The sequence below is a fragment of the Chryseobacterium glaciei genome (assembly GCF_001648155.1).
GTDB classification, from domain to species: Bacteria; Bacteroidota; Bacteroidia; order Flavobacteriales; family Weeksellaceae; genus Chryseobacterium; species Chryseobacterium glaciei.
In genome coordinates this window covers 279,309-300,790 of the sequence record NZ_CP015199.1, presented here as the reverse complement: position 1 = coordinate 300,790, position 21,482 = coordinate 279,309, and the positions used below count along the sequence as shown (strand labels likewise).

The following is a 21,482-nucleotide window of genomic DNA, read 5'->3' as shown; positions in this document are numbered from 1 at the left end:
TGTACACTTAGAAAATAAATCTAATTTTTAATATCTAAAATCTAATTTCTATTCATACAATCTATTGAATTTTAATTTTTTATTAAGCTAATCGTAGCTTTTAATCTCTAATTTAGATAGATTAAATTTTAAAAAATGTACGACATCATTATAATAGGAAGCGGGGCAGGAGGCGCAACAATGGCGTATCGATTGGCAGACAGCGGAAAAAAAATTCTCATTGTTGAAAGAGGAGATTATGTTCCCGTAGAAAAAGAAAATTGGGATTCCGTGGAAGTTTTTCAGAAAAACAGATACACAACGACAGATCTTTGGCTCGATAAACACAATAAACCGTTTCGCCCCGGAATGCATTACAATGTTGGCGGAAATACCAAATTTTATGGAGCTGCTTTATTTCGTTTAAGAGAAGAAGATTTTAAAGAAATACACCATTATGGCGGAACTTCACCGGCTTGGCCTATTCAATATCAAGATTTGAAGGATTATTATCTTGAATCAGAAAAACTTTTTCATGTTCATGGCAAAAGAGGATCAGATCCGACGGAACCTTTTGATTCCGAGCCTTATCCAAATCCACCTTTATCCCACGAACCAAGAATTCAGGAAGTCGTTGATGAATTATTTAATTACGGATGGCATCCGTTTAATTTGCCGATTGGAGTTGATTTTAAACCTCACGAATCCGCAAATGCACCATACACATTAGACCGTTTTGATGGTTTTCCCGATGCTGCGGAAAGAAAAGGTGACGCCCATCTTTGTTCGCTGGCAAAAGCGTTGGAATATCCGAATGTTGAATTGATGGTCAATACAAAAGTGTTGCGATTAAATACAAATGAAGAAGGAACCAAGATCACCGAAATTGTTGTCGAAGAAAACGGAGAAACAAAAACCTTGACTTCTGATTTGGTTATTCTTTCTGCGGGAGCAATCAATTCCGCGGCACTTCTTTTGGAAAGTAAAAGTGAAAAATTCCTCAACGGACTTGCCAATTCTTCAGATCAGGTGGGCAGAAATTATATGTTTCATCAAAATTCTGCGTTGGTAGCTTTGTACACAGAACCCAATCACACAAAATTCGGAAAAACATTTGGAATTAATGATTTTTACCATGCTAATAAAGGCTATGAATTTCCTCTAGGACACATTCAGATGTTAGGAAAATCAGACGAACATCAGATTAAAGCTGATAGCCCTGTTGCAGCGCCAGGCTTTACATTTGAATTAATGGCAGAACACGCCGTAGATTTTTGGCTGACCTCGGAAGATTTGCCCGATCCGGATAATAGAGTAACGGTTGAAAACGGACAAATTAAAATAAGTTATACTTCTAATAATCAACAGGGACACGAATTTCTGAAAGAAGAATTGATCAAAGCATTAAAAGCTTCAGGAAAATTCAAATCGTTTTTGTTTAAAGGAATTTATTTCAGCAAAGGAATGGACATTGCTTCACCCGCCCATCAAAACGGAACTACAAAAATGGGATTAGATCCGAAAACTTCGGTCGTAGATACAAACTGTAAAGCACATGATCTCGATAATTTATATATTGTCGATGGTGGATTTTTCGTTTCAAGTGGTGCGGTAAATCCTGCGCTGACAATCATTGCAATGGCATTGAGAGTGGGAGATCATCTTAAAACCAATGTTTTAACATCATGAATTTCAGAATAGCCCAAATCGTTATCATCTTTTTATTGGCTTTTTTTACGGGAGTTAATTTTGTCGTGTTTCCGGCTCTAGGAACGGCTTTTACGGATGCTTCACTTTTTGGACTTTCATCATCGCAGTTTGGGAATTTATTTATTCCGCAGGTGATTTGTATTATCATTTCATGTTTGGGAGCGCCGTTTTTGGTGAATAAATTCGGTCCGAAAATCGTTTTGGTAGCCGGATTATTATTAATGATTACTTCAACAGGAATTTTGTGGATGCTCCAGTTTTTCATGAATGATAAATCTTTGCTTTTTCCTGTATTAATGATTTTGGTAGCGTTCACAGGCTCAGGTTTTGGACTTTCGATTACGACTTTGAATCCTTTAGCAGCAAGCTTATTTGAAAAAAATAAATCTTCCGCAATTTTAATATTGCAGTTTTTGGTCGGATTGGGAACTTCGACTTCTCCAATGATGATGAATTTAATTGGAAATGTGAAAAACTGGATGTACGTTCCGGCAGGTATCTTTGTTTTAGTTTTAATAATTTTCGTCCTTTTTTTATTTTTAAAACTGGAAAAAGGAACATTTTTCGAACTTCCAAAGCATTTTAAAATTCCTTCAAAATTGTGGATTTTCTTTATCGCAATCGTTTTGTATGGCTTTATTGAAGGGACTTTCGGGAGTTTTGGTGCGATAATTCTCAAAAATCAAGGATTGGATAATAACAAAGCGAGCTTGGGATTATCATTATTCTGGGGTGGAATAGCTTTAAACCGTCTGCTTTTCGGGATTTTCTCAAAAAATAATGATTTGTCTTACGTATTTTTGTTCTCTCCTTTGATTGTCGCGGGATTACTTTTATTATTAATACTATTTCCAAACGTAAATATTGTTGTATTAATGATGTTCTTGATCGGATTTTTCATGGGAAGTATATTTCCGGGATCTATCGGTTGGGGAACGGTGGAATTTCCGACATTGTCCGTTTTGGTATCCGGATTTTTAATGGCAGCAAACCAAATCGGAACGGGAATTATCACCAATGTTTTAGGAAATTTTTCTAATCAAACCAATATTATTTTTCATTTTTTAATCGTTTGTATGGTTGTTATTTGCGTTTTGCTTTTCTATTTAAAACGAAATTCTAAAATAAAAGAAGCCTTCTAAATATTCTCTAAATTCAAAGATATAGCGTTATTTTTTAACGACCTAGGAAGTTGTAGCGTTAAGAAAATAAGTTCTGAGAACGTTAAGAAAATTCTACTGTTTGAAGCGCGACACAAATTCTGAATCGAAAAACGAATATTAAATTCGCGCAAGTTTTAGAATTTTTAGTGAACAGAAATTATTTTTAGCGGAATATTCCAGTCTTGAACTTTTGGTCCGTTTGTTTCAAGACAAAAGGACAGATAAAAAATAAAATTGTCAATAGTTATTATAATTCACTATTGACAATTCATTTATCTACGACAAAGCTGTTTCAATTTGCGCCACCGTTTTTGCTAAATTTTCATCTTTTAATTGAGGAACCATTAGTCCCTGAGATTGGAAAACTTCCACATCAGTAATCCCGATGAAGGCGAATAAAGTTTTTAAATAATGCTCCATGTTTTCGATCAATCCGTTTTCATAAACTCCGCCTATTGCAAAATTTAAATATAATTTTTTGCCATGAATAAGACCTTTTGGAGTTCCGTCAGCATAAGAAAATGTTTTTCCGCCAACCGCAATACTGTCGATCCACGATTTTAACGTTGATGGAAAAGTGAAGTTATAAAAAGGAACACCAATCACAATAATATCAGCTTCCTGAATTTGCTTCAATGATTCTTCCGAATATTTTCCTGCTTCTTTTTCTTCCTCACTTTTTTCTTCGTCCGGAACTCTTGAAGCGCTAAAATGATGAATTTCCAAATGTGGAATAGGGCTCGCAGCCAAATCACGCGTAACAACTTTGCTGCCAGGATTTTTCTCTAACAATTGATTGATAACAGCTTGAGAAAGTTTGTTGCTTATAGAGTTTTCTCCGCTGATACTGGTTTGGATATTTAAAATGTTTGCCATTTTGTTTTAACTTTTTTTTGTTTTTGATACTGACAAAATTATTGTAAATTTACTTTCTAAAGTATAGTAGTTACCTAAAGGAAAGTGAAAAAAAATGGAAAAACAACACAATCATAAAGACTGTATGCAGGCATTGAAGCCTGTTCGTGATACATTAGACGTTATCAATGGAAAATGGAAATTACAGATTATCATTTCATTAAATGCAGGAAATAAACGTTTTACAGAAATAGAAAGAAGTATTCCGAAGTTAACTTCCAAAGTTTTAGCCAAAGAATTAAAGGAACTCGAACAAAACGGCTTGGTAGAGAGAGTGGTAAAAGATACCTATCCTGTAAGCATCGAATATTTTCCTACAGCCCACACCAAAACATTGCACCCCGTCGTAGAATCTCTAAAAGATTGGGGCGAAAATCACCGCAAACATATTTTCGGAAGCCCAACGGAAGCCGAGAAAAGCGAATAGGAAATATTAATCATTACCAATTACTTATTATTTATTTTTCGGGAGCTATTTCCCGCTCTCCGCACTCGCTATTTTGTAGGTTTCGGCGGCGGCAAAGCCGCCGCCGAAACCTACAAAATGAGCTCAAACAAATGCTGCGATCGGGGCTACGGTATTTGTCGTCCTTTTAATAATACACGATAACAACCATTTTTTCATTCGCAGGAATCTCAACAATCATTATTATAAAATCAACTTTACAAAATAAGTTTAGATTCCACACTCCACTTCGTTTCGCTCTGAATGAAATACAACGCACAACCTTTGCTGAGTGAAACGCCTTTGCGAACGAAAAATATTCTCAATATTAATAAAAATTCTTTGTGTTCTTTGCGTTTAAAAAAAGGCATTTAAAAGTTCTCTTCACCTTTCTTATCCTACGTCAACATTTTCCCAGTCTGCACACCGTAAATTTGTACCATAAATAATCACAATATGAAAACAGTATACCATAAAGCAGATACAAGAGGTCACGCAGATCATGGTTGGTTAAATTCTTACCATACATTCAGTTTTGCGAACTATCAAAATACAGAAAGATCACATTTCGGAGTGTTGAGAGTATTGAATGACGACACCGTTTCTCAGGGAATGGGCTTCGGAACGCATCCCCACAAAAACATGGAAATCATTTCCATTCCTTTGGAAGGCGATTTAGAACATAAAGATTCGATGGGAACGACTGCCGTTATCAAAAAAGGCGAAATTCAGGTAATGAGCGCAGGAACAGGTGTAATGCACAGCGAATATAACAAAAATAAAGATGAAGCCGTAAAATTCTTACAGATCTGGGTTTTCCCAAAAGAAGAAAATGTTGAACCGAGATACGACCAGAAAAGTATCAAAGAAGGCGAAAAAGTAAATGGTTTCCAACAGATTTTATCTCCAAACAAAAACGATGATGGCGTTTGGATTCATCAGGATGCATGGTTTAATTTAGCCAATTTCACTCAGGGAAACGGCAAAAATTACACACTTAACAAAAAAGGAAATGGCGTTTATGCCTTTGTATTAAAAGGAAGTGCAAAAGTTGGTGACAGAATTTTAAATGAAAGAGACGGATTAGGAATCTGGGATACTCAAAGTTTCAATATTGAAGCGATAGATGATTCGGAAATCCTTTTAATGGAAGTTCCGATGGAATTACCGTCTTATTTAAAATAAAATTTAGGGATAAATAAAAGCATGTACCCTTAGCTGAATGAAACGCCCTTGCGAACTTAAAAATACGCGAATTGTCAAAATTCTTTGCGATCTTTGCGTTTTAAAAAATAAAAATACTTTAAACAGAAAAAATATAATGAAAATTTTAGCAGTAGTAGGAAGTAATTCTGATGCATCAATCAATAGACAATTGGTAACGTATGCCACAACATTATTCGAAAACGCAGAAGTGGAAATCGTTGACATGAACGATTTTGAAATGCCAATTTACAAACATCAAAGAGAAGTAGAAAGCGGAATTCCTCAGCAAGCGCAAGATTTCGCATCAAAAATTGATAACGCAGATGTTCTTTTGATTGCTCTTTCTGAGCATAACGGAACGTATTCTACAGCATTTAAAAATGTGTTCGACTGGACTTCAAGAATCAAACCAAGAACAGTTTGGAATGAAGTTCCAATGTTGTTGATGGCTACAGCTCCTGGAGGAAGAGGAGGATTAGGTGTTTTGGAAGCAGCAGAAAAACGTTTTCCGTCACATGGAGGAAATATCGTTGATACTTTCACACTTCCTTTCTTTAATGATAATTTTGACAAATCGGCTCAAAAGATTTCTAATGAAGAAAAAGACAGTGAGTTAAGAGAAAAAATTCAGAAGATTTCGGCTATTGAATCGATCCTTGAAAAATAGGGTTGAATATTAATTTAAAATTAATATCTTTGCAAAAAGAAAAAAGATGAAAATTCAGTCCACTTTCAAAGAATGTTTCTCCATAAAAGGAAAAACTGTGGGCACTGAAATTCTGAGATAAAATAACGGCCGATAATCTACCAAGATTGTCGGCTTTTTTATTTTCTAAAATTGATATAAAAAGTTTGAAATAAATTTTTAAAAGTAGACATGAGCAACACGTACAAATCAGCAGGAGTAGACAAAGAGGAAGGATACAAAACCGTTGACAAGATCAAAAAAGCGGTTGGTGAAACCCACAATTCAAATGTATTGAATCATTTGGGGAGTTTTGGGGCTTTCTATGAAATCGGAGGATACAAAAATCCTGTTTTGGTTTCAGGAACGGATGGAGTAGGAACGAAGCTGAAAGTAGCTTTAGATTCTAAAAAATACGATTCTATCGGGGTAGATTGTTTTGCAATGTGTGCAAATGATATCCTTTGTCACGGTGCAAAACCATTGTTCTTTTTAGATTATTTGGCTTGCGGAAAATTAGATTCTGAAATTGCTGCTGAGATCGTTTTAGGAATGGTGGCAGCTTGTAAAGACAACAACTGTGCATTGATCGGTGGTGAAACTGCTGAAATGCCTGGAATGTATAAGCCGGGAGATTATGATGTTGCAGGATTCTGTGTAGGAATTGTTGAAAAAGATCAGATTATCGACGGTTCTAAAATCAAACCGGGTGACAAAATCATCGCTCTTCCAAGCTCAGGGTTTCACTCAAACGGATTCTCTTTGGTAAGAAATGTATTCCCAAATTTTGAAGAAGAATTTGAAGGAAAACCTTTATACGAAACACTTTTAGTTCCGACTAGATTATATTACAAAGACATCCACAAAGTGATTGAGGAAGTACAGGTTGCCGGTATTGCTCACATTACAGGTGGTGGATTGTACGAAAACATTCCGAGAATTATCGGTGATGGATTATGTGCAACTATTGATGCTTCTAAAATCCAGATTCCAAGTATTATGTTGGAATTGGAAAAAAGAGGTGGTGTAGCTCGTGAAGAAATGTTCGGAACATTCAATATGGGTGTTGGAATGATCGTAGTGGTTGATCCGGAACATGCAGAAAAAGTATTACACCTTCTGGACGATGCTTACGAGATCGGAGAAATCACAGAAGGAAGCGAAAAAATAGATTTAAAATTTTAGGAGCTTAATCCCGCTTTCCGCTATATCTTTTTTATTACGGCCTCCGCTTCGCTCCGGCCGCAACAAAAAAGGATGCCGCTGCAATCGGGGCTAGTAAATAATATAGAAAGCCTGTCAAGGTTCGAAACCTTGACAAGGCTCACAAAATAAACATGAAAAACATAGTTATACTTGTTTCAGGTTCAGGATCCAATCTTCAGAGAATCATTGATACCATTGATAATGGAGAAATCCAGAATGCAAAAGTATCTTTAGTTGTTGCCGACAGAGAATGTTACGGACTGGAAAGAGCCCAAAATCATAACATAGAAAACGTTCTGATCCCAAGAGGAAAAAACTTCAGCAGCGAATTGAGTAAAATCATCCCTGAAAATACAGATTTAATAGTATTGGCAGGATTTTTATCCATTCTAAAACCTGAATTTTGTGAAAACTGGAGCGGAAAAATAATCAATATCCATCCTGCTTTGCTTCCGAAATACGGAGGGAAAGGAATGTGGGGGCATCATGTTCACCATGCGGTTATTGAAGCTAAAGAAAAAGAAAGTGGAGCAACGGTACATTTTGTAACTCCGGGAATTGATGAAGGAGAAGCCATTCTTCAAAAATCATTTGCAGTAACAGAAGATGATACTCCCGAAACGGTCGCTGAAAAAGTTCATTTAGTTGAATATGAAATTTTCCCGATAGCGATCAATAAAGTATTAGGAAACTAATTAAACCTTTGCTGAGTGAAACGCCTTTGCGAACTTAAAAACATTCAGCATTAATAAAAAAACTTAGCGCTCTTTGCGTTAAAAAAGAACATCCAGTTTGTCATTCCGTAGGAATCTAAGCATAGTTGAGATGCTTCCAGCATGACAAACAGAGCATAAAAAACACATTTAGATTTTAAATATTTCGAAAAAAAGCAAAAAAATCTAAGTAAAATAAAGTAAAATCGGAGGTGAAAGACCCGATTTACAGTTTGAAATAACTGTGAAAAGTAAATTGAAAAGTAAAAATTCTTGATACCACGAAAGAGTCCCGAAGGGACGATTTAGATCAGAATAGGATAAAATCCTATTAGATTATAATTAAGAATGGTTTAAACAAGCATAGGATAAAATCCTATGAAAAAAATTGAAAGTAAAATGAGTAAAAAGAGAGTTTTAATCAGTGTTTCTGACAAAGGCGGATTGATCGAATTTGCACAGTTTTTGGAAGCCCAGAATTACGAATTGATTTCTACAGGAGGGACATTCAAACATTTGAAAGATGCTGGTTTAAATCCAATTCAGATTGACGAGGTTACTAATTTCCCTGAAATGTTGGATGGTAGAGTAAAAACTTTACACCCGAAAGTTCACGGAGGTTTGTTGGCTGTTCGTTCAAATGAAGAACACATGAAGACGGTTCAGGAACATGGGATTGATTTGATCGACATGGTGATCGTAAACCTTTATCCTTTCTTTGAAAATGTTAACAAAGACATTTCATTACACGAAAAGGTAGAGTTTATAGATATCGGAGGTCCGTCAATGCTTCGTTCAGCAGCTAAGAATTTTGATTCTGTAACAGTAATTACTGATGTTGAAGATTACGCAGCAGTAAAAATTGAAATGGAACAAAACGGTGACACATACATCGAAACGCGTAAAAAGTTGGCAGGAAAAGTATTCAACCTTACTTCTGCTTATGATGCGGCTATTTCAAGAATGCTTTTAGAAGAGGATTATCCTACTTATCTAAGTGCATCTTACAAAAAAGTTTCTGATTTGAGATATGGTGAAAATCCACATCAGACGGCTGCTTACTATGTTTCTACTTTCGAGAATGGAGCAATGAAAGATTTCGAACAATTGGGAGGTAAAGAATTGTCTTTCAATAACCTTCGTGATATGGATCTTTGCTGGAAAGTGGTAAATGAATTCAAAGAAGAAATGGCTTGTTGCGCAGTGAAGCATTCTACCCCTTGTGGAGTTGCGATCGGAACTTCAGCATTGGAGACCTATCAAAAAACTTTTGAGTGTGATCCTATTTCTATCTTTGGCGGAATTGTTGCTACCAACTACAAGGTTGATGCTGCAACAGCAGAAGAATTAAACAAAACTTTCCTTGAGATCGTTATGGCTCCTAGCTTTGACGAAGATGCTTTGGAAATTTTAAGAAAGAAGAAAAATTTAAGAATTATAAAAATCGTAAACCCTGTTTCTGACAAGCAGACTTGGGTGAAGGTTGATGGCGGAATATTAGTTCAGGATAACGACAGTATCTTTTCTGATGATATTAAAGTGGTTACTGAAACTCAGCCGACAGAAGAGCAGAAGAAAGCGTTGCTTTTCTCTCAGAGAGTAGTGAAATACGTTAAATCAAACGCAATTGTTGTTTCTAACGGAATCCAGGCTTTCGGAATCGGTGGCGGACAGGTTAACAGAATCTGGGCAACCCAACAGGCAATTGAAAGAGCTAAAGGAAAATTCACAGGAGATCTAGTATTAGCTTCTGATGCCTTTTTCCCTTTCCGTGACGTTGTAGATTTCTGCGCTCAGGAGGGTATCACAGCTATTATTCAGCCGGGAGGAAGTGTAAAAGACCAAGACAGCATCGAAGCAGCAAATGAGCATGGCATTCCGATGATGTTTACTGGTGTTAGACATTTTTTCCATTAATTAAAATAGAATTAAAATTATATTTTGAGATTGTTTTTTTAACATTCAAAATTATATATTTGTAATATTATAGACTAGTTAATTAAATAAAGTATGAGAATATTAATCATAGGTGAAGGTGGAAGAGAGTCTGCTTTGGCAGCTAAACTTCAAAATGACTCGAGAGTTTCTAAAATGTTTTTTGCAAACGGAAACGCTACTACCGATGTAATAGGGAAAAATGTTCATTTATCAGAGATTAAAGAACTTAGAGATTTTGCCATTAAAGAAAAAGTAGATCTTACGATCGTAGGTCCGGAAGCTCCGCTTGTAGCAGGGTTGAAGGATGAGTTTAAAAAACATGATCTTAAAGTTTTTGGTCCGAATCAAAAAGTAGCAAGTCTTGAAGGAAGTAAGGCTTTCTCTAAAAAATTCATGCAGACCTATGATATCAAGACAGCAAAAGCTGTGGTATTTGATTCGTATAACGAAGCTAAAGAATATGTACAAACTCAGGAATATCCTTTAGTAATCAAGGCTAGTGGTTTAGCAGGTGGAAAAGGTGTTGTGATTTGCGACACATTGGAAGAAGCTGAAGCTACGATCCACGATTTCATGATCAGAAGAATCTATGGAGACGCTGGTATCCGTTTGGTTATTGAAGAATTTTTAGAAGGTTTTGAAGCTTCTATCATTGCATTCTCAAACGGTGAAAAACTATTCCCTTGTATTGCTGCAAAGGATTACAAAAAAGCTGGAAACGGTGATACAGGCCCAAACACAGGAGGTATGGGTTCAGTGGCACCAAGCCCGGAATTTACAGCAGAACACGCTGCAGATTTCGAACAAAATATTTTAGAACCTACTGTAAAAGGTCTTAAGGCTGAAGGTTTCAGTTTCAAAGGAATCATCTTCTTCGGATTGATGGTAACTAAGAAAGGAACTTACTTGCTTGAGTATAACATGAGATTCGGTGATCCTGAAACTCAAGTATTGATGGCTTTAATGGAAAACAATCTATTAGACGTTATCAACGACTGTATGGAAGGAAGAGACATCGAGCTTAAGTTTAAAGACGAAAAAGCTATTTGTCTTGTAATGTGTTCTGGAGGTTATCCTAGAAACATTGAAACAGGTTTCGAAATTGTAGGTGAAGATAAAGTAAAACACAGCCAGCTGTTATACGCAGGAGCTATCAAGAAAGGCGACAAAGTCGTTTCAAATGGTGGTAGAGTGCTAAACATTGTGGCTACAGGAGCAACTTACGATGATGCCCGCAAGAAAGTATACGAAGATGCAGGACATGTACACTTCGATTACAGTTTCTACAGAGAAGACATCGGGAAGTTTTAATAAAAATCACGAAAAAAGATTTGGAGAAATCCAGGTCTTTTTTTGTAAAACGTTTCATCAATAGGGTCGGGCTTTAGCCCGATTAAAAAAAGTGAAATCGAAATTGGCTTTAGCCAAAATTTAAAGAAGAAAATTGGGTGAAATATTTGATTTGAAATTCAACGCAACATTTGTCATTCCGTAGGAATCTCTACAACAATGATGAAATTTAGAAAGTTTAGATTCCTACGGAATGACAAACACTCTTAAAAACGTTTTTTTATAATCAAACAATAACTCATCAATTATCAATAATCATTTATCAATTATAAAAATGAATAACGGTATTATCATATTAGATTTCGGATCTCAGTACAACCAGCTTATCGGAAGAAGAATCCGTGAGATGGGTGTATATTCTGAAATTTTACCTTTCAATACGCCATTAGAAACTATTTTAGAAAAGCAGCCAAGAGGAATTATCCTTTCTGGCGGACCAAGTTCTGTGAATGCAGAAAATGCTCATTTAGTTGAAAAAGAATTATACGAGCAGGGAATTCCTGTGTTGGGAATTTGCTACGGAATGCAGTTAACGGCACACCTTTTAGGCGGAAAAGTAAATAAAGGCGAAAAAGGAGAGTACGGAAAAGCTCATTTAGATATCATTAAAGAAAGTTCTTTATTAAAAGGCGTTACCCAAAACTCTGTAGTTTGGATGAGTCATTTTGATGAGGTTGGAGAATTGCCGACAGGTTTTGAATTAAACGCAAAATCTGGCGTTATTGCTTCTATTTCTAATGAAGATAAGAAAATCTATTGCGTACAGTTCCACCCTGAGGTTTCTCACACTGAGGAAGGCGGTAAAATGTTGGAAAATTTCGTTTTCTCAATCTGTGATGCTGAGAAAAACTGGAAACTGACCAATTATATCGAAAAAACAGTTGCAGAAATCAAAGAAAGAGTAGGAGACAACAAAGTAATCCTTGGTCTTTCAGGAGGAGTAGATTCTTCTGTAGCAGCCGTTTTAATTCACAAAGCAATCGGTGATCAGTTGCAGTGTATCTTTGTTGATACAGGTTTATTGAGAAAGAATGAAGACGTAAAAGTAATGGAAAATTACGGTGAGCATTTTAATATGAATATTAAATTGGTTGACGCTTCAGAAAGATTCTTATCTAAATTAGCCGGAGTTGACGATCCTGAACAAAAAAGAAAGATCATCGGAAACGAATTTATTCATGTTTTTGATGAAGAATCTCATAAAATTGAAGGGGCTAAATTCTTGGCACAAGGAACAATTTACCCTGACGTTATCGAAAGTCAGTCAGTAAACGGGCCTTCAGCAGTAATTAAGTCTCACCACAACGTGGGTGGGCTTCCAGAAGAAATGGAATTTGAGCTGTTAGAGCCTTTAAGAGAGCTTTTCAAGGATGAAGTAAGAAAGGTTGGGGAAGAATTAGGAATTCCTCATCATTTGGTACACAGACACCCTTTCCCTGGGCCAGGTTTAGGAATCAGAATTTTAGGAGCTGTAGATGCTGAAAAAGTGAAAATCCTTCAGGAAGCTGATGATATTTTCATCGAAGAATTATATAAAAATGATCTTTATGAGAAAGTTTCTCAGGCATTCGTAGTTTTACTTCCTGTAAAATCTGTCGGAGTAATGGGTGATGAAAGAACATATGAATATACTGCGGTTGTTCGTTCTGCCAACACCATCGACTTTATGACAGCAACGTGGAGCAGACTTCCTTACGAGTTTTTAGATACTGTTTCTAGCAGAATCATCAACGAAGTAAGAGGAATCAACAGAGTAGCTTACGATATTTCAAGCAAACCACCTGCAACTATCGAGTGGGAATAATCTTGATTTAATTTAAAATATAAATCCTGTTCGTATGAGCAGGATTTTTTGTTACCAGTCTTGTCTTAATGCTATTCCAATCCATAAAAAATAAATTAGGATCAATAAAATAAGACTGTTTATTATATAAAATATTACTTTTTTGTTATGCTGATGAATTATATAAAAGTTGAGAATTAAAATAAATAACATTACAGGTGTGAATTCTAAAAAGAAATCTGATTGAAAATAAATAGATAAGATTACATAAATTAATGAAATAATTAGAACTATAACGGTTAGCTTTTTCATTATTGATTTTCAATTGTTTTTCCGCAAATATTTAAGCAATCAACTAATTCTAGTATGGATTCATCAGTATTAGAAAAAGTATCATCAACATAGACATAATAGTTACCTTGATTTTTATATCGGTAAGTTTTAGTAGCATCAGTTTTTACTGTTAATGAATATATTTTTTTAATTTCAGTATTGGTTTTGTAAGAATTAGTGCAAAGCTTTAGTTTAGAAAAATACGCATTAAGTGTGTCATTTTTAATAAAATATAGATAGTAATTTGCTGTTGAATCTATACTGTCAATTTTTGCATCGAGCTTTATTGTTTCAGATTTGAAATGAATGTTTTTGACTTTGTAGGAGTTACAGGCAATAATCAATGATATAAATAACAAAGCCAATAAGTTTTTGAGATACATAGGCAGTTATTAATAATTATTAGGACTTGGATTAATATATTTAAGCAATGTAAATCTTGGATTTATCTTATTTGCTGTTATATTGCTACAGCTAACAAAATATTGAGATTTCATCCCTGTTTTCCAAACCAAAATATTATTTTCAGTATAAGATTCTTCGGAAGAATTTAGTTGAAAACAACTTGTATTTTTTACTTCTCTGTTTAAAACTAAAGTATATTTTTTGTGAAGTTTAATTTTTTTGTAGTTGGGACTTTTAAAACCTTTATCATTAAAACTTGTAAAAACAGCTTCAATAGTGTCGCTTTTAAAATGATAAACGAAAATATTATTGGCACTATCAATTCTAAAGAATTTACCTTTTAATATCACCGTATGATCACTTAAAACATATCTTTCATTATTTCTGGAGATACAGTTTAAAAGAAATAGAAGAGGGAGAATGGTTATTAGTTTCTTCATCATTAATTTTTTCCTTTTTATTTTTACAAAAGCATAGGCTCAAAAGCATGATAATACACATTCTCTTTCCAAGGAAATTTTGCCGCTATTTCATCATTATCTAGAAAATCTCTCACTGAAAATTCATCATCCTGAAAGAAAATTTCGTCAACGCGACCGTCTTCATTATATGTGAATTTAATACTAGGAATTGTTTCATTTTCAAATTCATAATCAAATACGGAGGGGTCCCCATAAAAATTTTTAAATTTATCCGTTTGGGTTCCCGTTAATAGATCTATTGAACAGCCTGCTAATTTTCTATTTCTTTTATCAAATACAGAAATAGCTTTACCATGCAAACTGCCATTACGATACAAAATAGAATCCCATTGAGTTTCTCCTTTATCGTTAGTTTCTTTATTGTAATGAAACGTCCAAGGCTTACCAAATGATCCGATATCTATATGATTGGTAATTACTTCCGGTAAATTATCTTCCGAAGATAGATAAACTTCACCTCCTAATTGTTCAACTTCCTTTGTCCTGTAATTTTTTGAAAACCGCTCTATTTTTTTAAGCTCACTGGTTTTACTGTCATACGTCAGACGGTTAAATTCTGAAAATTGATCAAGCTGTTTTTGTGAAATTTCGGTGTTATTTTCATCGGTGTATTTTATATAAGTATCCAAATCCATTATAGTTTCTAGGTAATTTTCCTTAAATTTAGGTAAAATTACATGATATGCAAATAGACACACGTACACTGACGGTTCAGGATTACGATGAATTGGTAGTGACAATGAAGCGTGCTTATCCTCAAATGTCTGAATCTATATGGTCAAAAAGAAGTATAGAAAAACTGACTAAAATTTTCCCCCAAGGTCAAATTTGTATCACAGTAGATGGTAAATTGGCGGCGGTTGCCCTTTCAATTATTGTGAATTATAATGAATTTGGAGATGATCATACCTACGTTGATATCACAGGGAATTATACTTTCAATACCCACTTATCAACGGGAGATGTTTTGTATGGAATTGAAGTTTTCGTTGATCCCGAATATCGCGAATTACGTCTGGGAAGAAGACTTTATGATGCCAGAAAAGAGCTTTGCGAATTGCTCAATCTTAAATCCATTGTTTTGGGTGGAAGGATCCCGAATTACCATAAACACAGCCACGAACTTTCAGCCAGAGATTATATCCGAAAAGTAAGAGATAAAGAGATTTACGATCCCGTTTTGTCTTTTCAGTTGTCGAATAATTTTCTGCCGATTAAGGTTTTAAAAAAATATCTTCCGGAAGATGAATCTTCAAAAGAAAATGCCGTTTTACTGCAATGGAATAATGTCTATTACAGTAAAAAGCCAAACACCATGCAAGACAGCATCATTCGTTTAGGTTTGGTGCAATGGCAGATGAGGCATTTTAAAGATATTAATGCTTTCTACGAACAGGTTGAGTTTTTCGTGAATGTGATGGGCGATTACAAATCAGATTTTGTGCTTTTCCCCGAACTTTTCAACACGCCTTTATTAGCGCCATTTAATAAACTTTCGGAAAGAGATAGTATGATCGAATTGGCTAAACTGACGGAACAAATCAAAGCTAAAATTTCAGAATTGGCGATTAGCTACAACGTCAATATCATTTCCGGAAGTATGCCTGTTTTTGAAAATAATGATTTGTATAATGTGAGTTATCTTCTTCATCGTGATGGTAGAGTAGACGAATATCGTAAAATTCATATCACTCCAAACGAAAGAAAATACTACGGAATGAAAGGCGGAAGCGAAATAAAAGTTTTCGATACTGACTGTGGAAAAATTGGTCTTGTGATCTGTTACGATGTAGAATTTCCGGAGCTTCCGAGAATTCTGGCAGATCAGGGAATGAAAATTTTATTCGTTCCTTATCTTACCGATACGCAAAATGCGTACATACGAGTTCGCCATTGTGCAGCAGCCAGAGCCATCGAAAATGAATGTTATGTTGCGATCGCAGGTTGTGTAGGAAATTTACCGGGAGTTAATAATATGGACATCCAGTTTGGTCAGGCAGCCGTATTTACACCATCAGATTTTCCTTTTCCATCAAATGCTATAAAAGGAGAGGCAACTCCTAATACGGAAATGACTTTAATTGTTGATGTTGATTTAAATTTATTAAAAGATCTTCACTACAACGGTTCTGTTCAAATTCTGAAAGACAGAAGAAATGATCTTTATGAAACCTATCTTAAATAAATTATTTTAGGTTAAAAATATACTAATCCTGCTTTTTAAAAGTGGGATTTTTTATGATTAAAAATGAAGATTTACTTTGAATTAATACAAAAAATAAGCTCCCATTTCTGAGAGCTTATTCTATTTTAAAGATAATTTAGTATTATTCTTTGATAAATTTCTTTTGGGCAGTACCCTTAGCATCATCGATGTCTATTACATAAACTCCGTTGATCAAATTACTTACATTGATCTTGTTGTTTAAGATAATTCCCGCTGATACCACTTGTCCTGCTGCATTGTAGATCTTATAATTAGATCTTGAACTTGTATTTTTAACATTCAATACAGTTTTTACTGGGTTAGGATAAATCATGATATCCGTCTGGTTCGTTGCATTAGGAACGCCTGGTTTTGAAATTCTCACTGTGTAATCTTCAACTTCTCCATTTGCAAAACTTGTACAGTTTACAGGGATACCGTCTTTCTGCATTGCTACTCTCATGACAACATATTTGTAATCAGTTAAGCTAACAAATGCATCCGTTGGTACGTTGAACGTTCCTTTAACAGGAGTCGTTGTACTTGGAGCTGAAGCAAGGATTCTTTCGTTAATATCGAAAGTTCCGTTTCTGTCAAAGTCGATCCAAACAGCAATACCTTCATTGTTGTTAGTACCTAACCAAGTTTTTTCAATTGCAATTTCGTTGCCTGTAGAACCTTGAATTAATTCAATGAATTTAGCAGGAACAGCTGTATAATCTGTATAAGTAGATCCTACTGAAATATTTTCCATTGTTGGCTTACCGTTTGGCTTCACCGTTACTTTTGAAATAAATTCATTAGCTGCACTTGTAGAAGACATTGGACAGTAAGTTACTGTTGGCGTTGTAAACAAATATGGAGGAGTGAAAGTTCCTGGAGTTCCACTACAGATATTTGCAACCTGCATTTCATATTTAGTTAATTCTAATAATCCTGTTAATGTAAGAGTATTCGTTGAAACCGGTACGTTTGTCCAGCTCGGAATACCTACTTTTCTATATCTCAAGATATAAGTTGCTCCCGGGAACGGATCCCAAACCACAACTGCTGTAGTAGGAGTAAGGTTAGTAATCGTTAATCCTGGAGGGGCAATATCACATGTTCTTTCAGTAGTAAATACTTTAGGATTAGACCAAGGGTTAAGTGTAGTAGTTCCGTCACATTTGTTTGCGATCTGTACTTCATATGAAGTATAAACAGCTAAATTCTGAAGTGTATATGTATTTGCAGGAGCTAATGGTAAAGCTATTTCAGCATTTGGCCATCCTGTAGTACCTACTTTTCTCCATCTTAATGTATATGATGAACTAGCCGCAAGCGGAGCCCAAGTAATCAATGCAGATGTTGTAGTAATATTACTTATTGTAACATTTGGTGGAGTAGGATCACATTTAGTTGTAAACTGATTATGTGAGAATACACCAGGTGTTGCGTTACAAACTGCTGCTACTTCTACTTCGTATAATGTTGCAGCTAATAAGTTGGTTAAGTTATAAGTATTAGTTGCTGTAGTTACGGCAGCTACACTCGCTGTAGACCAAGGAGCTGTAGAACCAACAGGTCTGTATCTGATGCTATAACTAGCGCCACCGATATCCTGAGGCCAAGTGATTGTTGCAGAATTATAAGTAATAGAAGCAGGCGTTACTGTTACTACAGGCGTTACATTACTACAGATACGAATTACAATGTTGTCAATAGCAACAGGAGGTTGAGTACCGCCACTGCCATCATTTCTCCATTCGTATACAAGACGCATCGTAGTACCTGCAAAAGAGCTGATATTTAAGCTTGTATTAGAATATGACTGCCAAGTTGCTTGTTGATTATAATTAGTTCCTAACTGAATTCTTCCAGTTCCGGCAGCAATCTGAGTTCCAGCAACAGGCATGAAAGATGCAGGTACCAACCAAACTCTTAAATAATCGAAAGTACTTTCTCCAACAGCTTTCCAGTCGAATGAGAATGTTGCAATCGTTGTTCCTGCAGGAACCGTAATATCTCTGTAAGCATGTACTGTACTTATAGCACTTGCAATTGTATAAGCATTGGTTACACCGCTATCATTTGATATATAGATAGATTTTCCAGTGTTTCCGGTAGCAGTTCCATATGCCCATTTGTTGGTTTGACCAGTGCTTGTAAATCCTAAATCATTAGTAGCTGTGAAATCCTGAAGATAAGGAATCGTTGCCGGGATCTGTGTCGTTGTGAAACTTGGACCAGCAACCCAAAGACTACGGTCTGTAGGGCTACAAACAGAACGTACCCACCAGTAATAAGTTGTATTCGGTGTTAATGGAGTTAAGTTTGTCGTTGTTGTAGCAGATGCTCCTGTAGGTGCTGTAGCAGCAACCGGTGGAACACTTGATGTGCTTAAATAATATTGATATCCACTTGCAGGAACCTGAGTAGGAGCCGTCCAGCTAATTGTAGCATTTGTTGCTGCAACAGTTGGTACCGCCATTCCAGTAGGTACAAAACAAGTAGGAATAAACAAGTTGATATTATCAATCGCAGCAGGAGGAGTAGTACCACCGCCACCATCGTTTCTCCATTCAAATACCAAACGCATTGTTGCACCTGCAAAGCTGGTTAACGTTAGGTTTGTATTAAGATAATTCTGCCAAGCAGTTTGGTTGCTAAATTCACCACCAATCTGGATTCTTCCAGCTCCGGCAGTAATCTGAGTTCCGGCAACAGGCATAAAACTTGAAGGTACCATCCAAACTCTTAGGTAGTCCCATCCTGTTTCACCTAATGATTTCCAGTCAAATGCCAAAGTAGCAATCGTTGTACCTGCAGGGATCGTAATATCTCTGTAAGCATGAACTGTACTTATTGCACCTGAAATTGTATAATTATTGGTAACTCCGTTATCATTAGAGATATAAACTGAATTTGCAGCATTACCTGTTGCAGATCCATAAGCCCATTTGTTGGTTTGTCCAGCACTTGTAAATCCTAAATCATTACTTGTATTAAAAGTTTGAGTATATGGAAGAGTTGCAGGTATTTGTCCTGTTGTAAAACTAGGACCGGCAACCCAAATACTGTTATCAGTAGAACTACAAACAGAACGTACCCACCAGTAATACGTTGTATTCGGTGTTAATGGAGTTAAGTTTGTCGTCGTTGTAGCTGAAGTTCCTGTAGGTGCTGTTGCAGCAACAGGTGGAGTGCTTGATGTGCTTAAATAATAAGCGTATCCATTTCCTGGAGCCGGAGTTGGAGCTGTCCAAGTGATTGTAGCATTCGTTGCTGTTACAGTAGGCACAGCCATTCCTGTAGGTACAAAACAAGTTGGAATAAATAAGTTGATATTATCAACAGCAGCCGGAGGAGTAGTACCGCCACCGCCATCATTTCTCCACTCAAATACCAAACGCATTGTTGTCCCTGCAAAGCTGGTTAACGTTAGGTTTGTATTAAGATAATTCTGCCAAGCAGTTTGGTTACTAAATTCACCACCAACCTGGATTCTTCCAGTTCCGGCAGTAATCTGAGTTCCAGCAACAGGCATAAAACTTGTAGGAACCATCCAAACTCTTAGGTAGTCCCATCCTGTTTCACCTAATGATTTCCAGTCAAATGCCAAAGTAGCAATAGTTGTACCGGCAGGAACTGTAATATCTCTATAAGCATGCGCTACACTTGCAGCACCTGAAATTGTGTAATCATTGGCAACTCCATTATTATTTGAAACATAAATAGAGTTTCCTGCATTACCTGTAGCTGAACCATATGCCCATTTATTGACTTGTCCAGTACTTGTAAATCCTAAATCATTACTTGTATTAAAGTTTTGAGTATACGGGATTGTAGTTGGGATCTGTCCTGTTGTAAAACTTGCTCCGGCAACCCAAATACTATTGTCAGTACCACTACAAACAGAACGTACCCACCAGTAATAAGTAGTATTAGGAGTTAGAGGATTTAAGTTTGCAGTTGTTGTAGCAACACCTCCTGTAGGAAGCGTAGCTGCAGTAGGAGGAACACTTGATGTACTTAAATAATAAGCATATCCATTTGCCGGAACCGGAGTTGGAGCAGTCCATGAAATTGTAGCTGTTGTAGCAGTAATTGCAGATGGAGCTGTTGGTGTCGGCACAAAACAAGTTGGAATAAACAAGTTGATGTTGTCAATTGCAGCAGGAGGGGTAGTACCGCCACCGCCGTCATTTCTCCACTCAAATACCAAACGCATTGTGCCTCCGGCAAAACTGCTGATATTCAAGTTTGTATTAAGGTAAGTCTGCCAAGCAGCTTGATTGCTGAACTCAGCACCTACCTGGATTCTTCCTGATCCTGCGGTAGTTAAAGTACCTGGTGTAGGAGTGTAGGTAGTTGGTACCATCCAAACCTTTAAATAATCCCAGGTTACTTCACCTAAAGATTTCCAGTCAAATGTAATCGTAGCTAGAGTAGACCCTGCAGGAATTGTTATATCTCTATAAGCCTGGACTGTACTTGCTGCACCTGAAATGGTGTAGTCATTAGTAACTCCATTATCATTCGAGATATAAAGTGAATTTGCTGCATTACCTGTTGCAGAACCGTAAGACCATTTGTTTGGCTGAGTTCCGTTGGTTAAGGTAAGATCATTTGCTGTCGAAAAGTTTTGTGTGTAGGGGAGTGTTGCAGGTGCCTGTCCATAGACCTTCGACAGGAAGCCTACATTAATCAGACACAGAAGAAGTACTAAAAGAGTAGAAAGTTTCTTCATAAGTTATTGTTATTAATATTAATTATGCAAATCTAAATGGTTTTTACTAATATATAGTACATAATTCAATGTTTTTTATAAAAGTTTTATAAAAAATTCATAGAGATTTTAGGGCAGAAAGTTGTTATATCGTTGAATATTGAAACATAAACGCTTTATGCTTAATTTTAGTATTTAATTTAAAGTTAAAGTGTCATAAAATAGGTGTTTATTTTACCTTTATTGAATGTATTT

The 21,482-nt window shown here is 35.9% G+C and carries 16 protein-coding genes; 11 read left to right on the top strand and 5 right to left on the bottom strand.

The annotated features are described in order from the left end of the window. Positions 1–135: 135 nt before the first annotated feature. Positions 136–1,668: a GMC oxidoreductase gene (locus A0O34_RS01305; protein ID WP_066750360.1), complete on the top strand. Its 1,533-nt coding sequence runs from the start codon at positions 136–138 to the stop codon at positions 1,666–1,668. Continuing rightward, positions 1,665–2,831, top strand: coding sequence for an MFS transporter (locus A0O34_RS01295; protein ID WP_082891071.1), 1,167 nt, complete (start codon positions 1,665–1,667; stop codon positions 2,829–2,831). Before A0O34_RS01305 ends, A0O34_RS01295 begins: the two co-directional genes overlap by 4 nt. Before the next feature lie 297 nt (positions 2,832–3,128). On the opposite strand, the gene A0O34_RS01290 is transcribed toward A0O34_RS01295, so the two are convergent. Further along, the gene (locus tag A0O34_RS01290; protein WP_066750351.1) at positions 3,129–3,728 is read right to left on the bottom strand and encodes an FMN-dependent NADH-azoreductase; all 600 of its coding nucleotides are present in this window, start codon (positions 3,726–3,728) and stop codon (positions 3,129–3,131) included. A 94-nt stretch (positions 3,729–3,822) separates the two neighbouring features. On the opposite strand from A0O34_RS01290, the gene A0O34_RS01285 reads away from it, so the two are divergent. The 8 genes from A0O34_RS01285 (at position 3,823) to guaA (ending at position 13,114) form a co-directional block, all read left to right on the top strand. Further along, on the top strand, positions 3,823–4,194 hold the full coding sequence (locus tag A0O34_RS01285) for a winged helix-turn-helix transcriptional regulator (protein WP_066750348.1): 372 nt from the start codon (positions 3,823–3,825) through the stop codon (positions 4,192–4,194). A 474-nt stretch (positions 4,195–4,668) separates the two neighbouring features. Beyond that, positions 4,669–5,397 (top strand): pirin family protein, encoded by a 729-nt coding sequence (locus A0O34_RS01280; protein WP_066750345.1) that lies wholly within the window; start codon positions 4,669–4,671, stop codon positions 5,395–5,397. A gap of 136 nt (positions 5,398–5,533) precedes the next feature. Beyond that, positions 5,534–6,085, top strand: coding sequence for an NADPH-dependent FMN reductase (locus tag A0O34_RS01275; RefSeq protein WP_066759400.1), 552 nt, complete (start codon positions 5,534–5,536; stop codon positions 6,083–6,085). A gap of 210 nt (positions 6,086–6,295) precedes the next feature. After that, the gene (purM, locus tag A0O34_RS01270) at positions 6,296–7,288 is read left to right on the top strand and encodes a phosphoribosylformylglycinamidine cyclo-ligase (RefSeq protein WP_066750342.1); all 993 of its coding nucleotides are present in this window, start codon (positions 6,296–6,298) and stop codon (positions 7,286–7,288) included. 152 nt (positions 7,289–7,440) lie between these two features. Then, the gene (purN, locus tag A0O34_RS01265; RefSeq protein ID WP_066750339.1) at positions 7,441–8,004 is read left to right on the top strand and encodes a phosphoribosylglycinamide formyltransferase; all 564 of its coding nucleotides are present in this window, start codon (positions 7,441–7,443) and stop codon (positions 8,002–8,004) included. A gap of 417 nt (positions 8,005–8,421) precedes the next feature. Next, entirely contained in the window at positions 8,422–9,939 is a 1,518-nt protein-coding gene (purH, locus tag A0O34_RS01260) for a bifunctional phosphoribosylaminoimidazolecarboxamide formyltransferase/IMP cyclohydrolase (RefSeq protein ID WP_066759398.1), read from the top strand. A 93-nt stretch (positions 9,940–10,032) separates the two neighbouring features. Beyond that, a complete protein-coding gene (purD, locus tag A0O34_RS01255; RefSeq protein WP_066750336.1) occupies positions 10,033–11,271 on the top strand; it encodes a phosphoribosylamine--glycine ligase in 1,239 nt (412 codons plus the stop codon). Between the two features lie 313 nt (positions 11,272–11,584). Then, positions 11,585–13,114: a glutamine-hydrolyzing GMP synthase gene (guaA, locus tag A0O34_RS01250; protein ID WP_066750333.1), complete on the top strand. Its 1,530-nt coding sequence runs from the start codon at positions 11,585–11,587 to the stop codon at positions 13,112–13,114. Positions 13,115–13,404: 290 nt separating this feature from the next. On the opposite strand, the gene A0O34_RS01240 is transcribed toward guaA, so the two are convergent. From A0O34_RS01240 to A0O34_RS01230, 3 genes are read right to left on the bottom strand one after another with little or no spacing between them, the layout of a single operon-like run. Then, on the bottom strand, positions 13,405–13,809 hold the full coding sequence (locus tag A0O34_RS01240; RefSeq protein ID WP_157885929.1) for a hypothetical protein: 405 nt from the start codon (positions 13,807–13,809) through the stop codon (positions 13,405–13,407). A gap of 9 nt (positions 13,810–13,818) precedes the next feature. Continuing rightward, positions 13,819–14,274 (bottom strand): hypothetical protein, encoded by a 456-nt coding sequence (locus tag A0O34_RS01235; protein WP_066750326.1) that lies wholly within the window; start codon positions 14,272–14,274, stop codon positions 13,819–13,821. 20 nt (positions 14,275–14,294) lie between these two features. Next, positions 14,295–14,942, bottom strand: a complete 648-nt coding sequence (locus A0O34_RS01230) for a hypothetical protein (protein ID WP_162271022.1) — start codon at positions 14,940–14,942, stop codon at positions 14,295–14,297. A 53-nt stretch (positions 14,943–14,995) separates the two neighbouring features. Between A0O34_RS01230 and A0O34_RS01225 the strand changes: the two genes are divergently transcribed. After that, complete coding sequence (locus A0O34_RS01225) at positions 14,996–16,498, top strand: carbon-nitrogen hydrolase family protein (protein WP_066750315.1); 1,503 nt, start codon at positions 14,996–14,998, stop codon at positions 16,496–16,498. Positions 16,499–16,640: 142 nt separating this feature from the next. Here the strand turns inward: A0O34_RS01225 and A0O34_RS01220 are convergent, their stop codons facing one another. Continuing rightward, the gene (locus tag A0O34_RS01220) at positions 16,641–21,248 is read right to left on the bottom strand and encodes a fibronectin type III domain-containing protein (RefSeq protein ID WP_066750312.1); all 4,608 of its coding nucleotides are present in this window, start codon (positions 21,246–21,248) and stop codon (positions 16,641–16,643) included. Between the last annotated feature and the right edge of the window lie 234 nt (positions 21,249–21,482).

Bases quoted from the DNA above. Each gene is read 5' to 3' on its own strand.
- A0O34_RS01305 (WP_066750360.1), top strand. From the start codon at position 136: ATGTACGACATCATTATAATAGGAAGCGGGGCAGGAGGCGCAACAATG.
- A0O34_RS01295 (WP_082891071.1), top strand. From the start codon at position 1,665: ATGAATTTCAGAATAGCCCAAATCGTTATCATCTTTTTATTGGCTTTT.
- A0O34_RS01290 (WP_066750351.1), bottom strand. From the start codon at position 3,728: ATGGCAAACATTTTAAATATCCAAACCAGTATCAGCGGAGAAAACTCT.
- A0O34_RS01285 (WP_066750348.1), top strand. From the start codon at position 3,823: ATGGAAAAACAACACAATCATAAAGACTGTATGCAGGCATTGAAGCCT.
- A0O34_RS01280 (WP_066750345.1), top strand. From the start codon at position 4,669: ATGAAAACAGTATACCATAAAGCAGATACAAGAGGTCACGCAGATCAT.
- A0O34_RS01275 (WP_066759400.1), top strand. From the start codon at position 5,534: ATGAAAATTTTAGCAGTAGTAGGAAGTAATTCTGATGCATCAATCAAT.
- purM (WP_066750342.1), top strand. From the start codon at position 6,296: ATGAGCAACACGTACAAATCAGCAGGAGTAGACAAAGAGGAAGGATAC.
- purN (WP_066750339.1), top strand. From the start codon at position 7,441: ATGAAAAACATAGTTATACTTGTTTCAGGTTCAGGATCCAATCTTCAG.
- purH (WP_066759398.1), top strand. From the start codon at position 8,422: ATGAGTAAAAAGAGAGTTTTAATCAGTGTTTCTGACAAAGGCGGATTG.
- purD (WP_066750336.1), top strand. From the start codon at position 10,033: ATGAGAATATTAATCATAGGTGAAGGTGGAAGAGAGTCTGCTTTGGCA.
- guaA (WP_066750333.1), top strand. From the start codon at position 11,585: ATGAATAACGGTATTATCATATTAGATTTCGGATCTCAGTACAACCAG.
- A0O34_RS01240 (WP_157885929.1), bottom strand. From the start codon at position 13,809: ATGTATCTCAAAAACTTATTGGCTTTGTTATTTATATCATTGATTATT.
- A0O34_RS01235 (WP_066750326.1), bottom strand. From the start codon at position 14,274: ATGATGAAGAAACTAATAACCATTCTCCCTCTTCTATTTCTTTTAAAC.
- A0O34_RS01225 (WP_066750315.1), top strand. From the start codon at position 14,996: ATGCAAATAGACACACGTACACTGACGGTTCAGGATTACGATGAATTG.
- A0O34_RS01220 (WP_066750312.1), bottom strand. From the start codon at position 21,248: ATGAAGAAACTTTCTACTCTTTTAGTACTTCTTCTGTGTCTGATTAAT.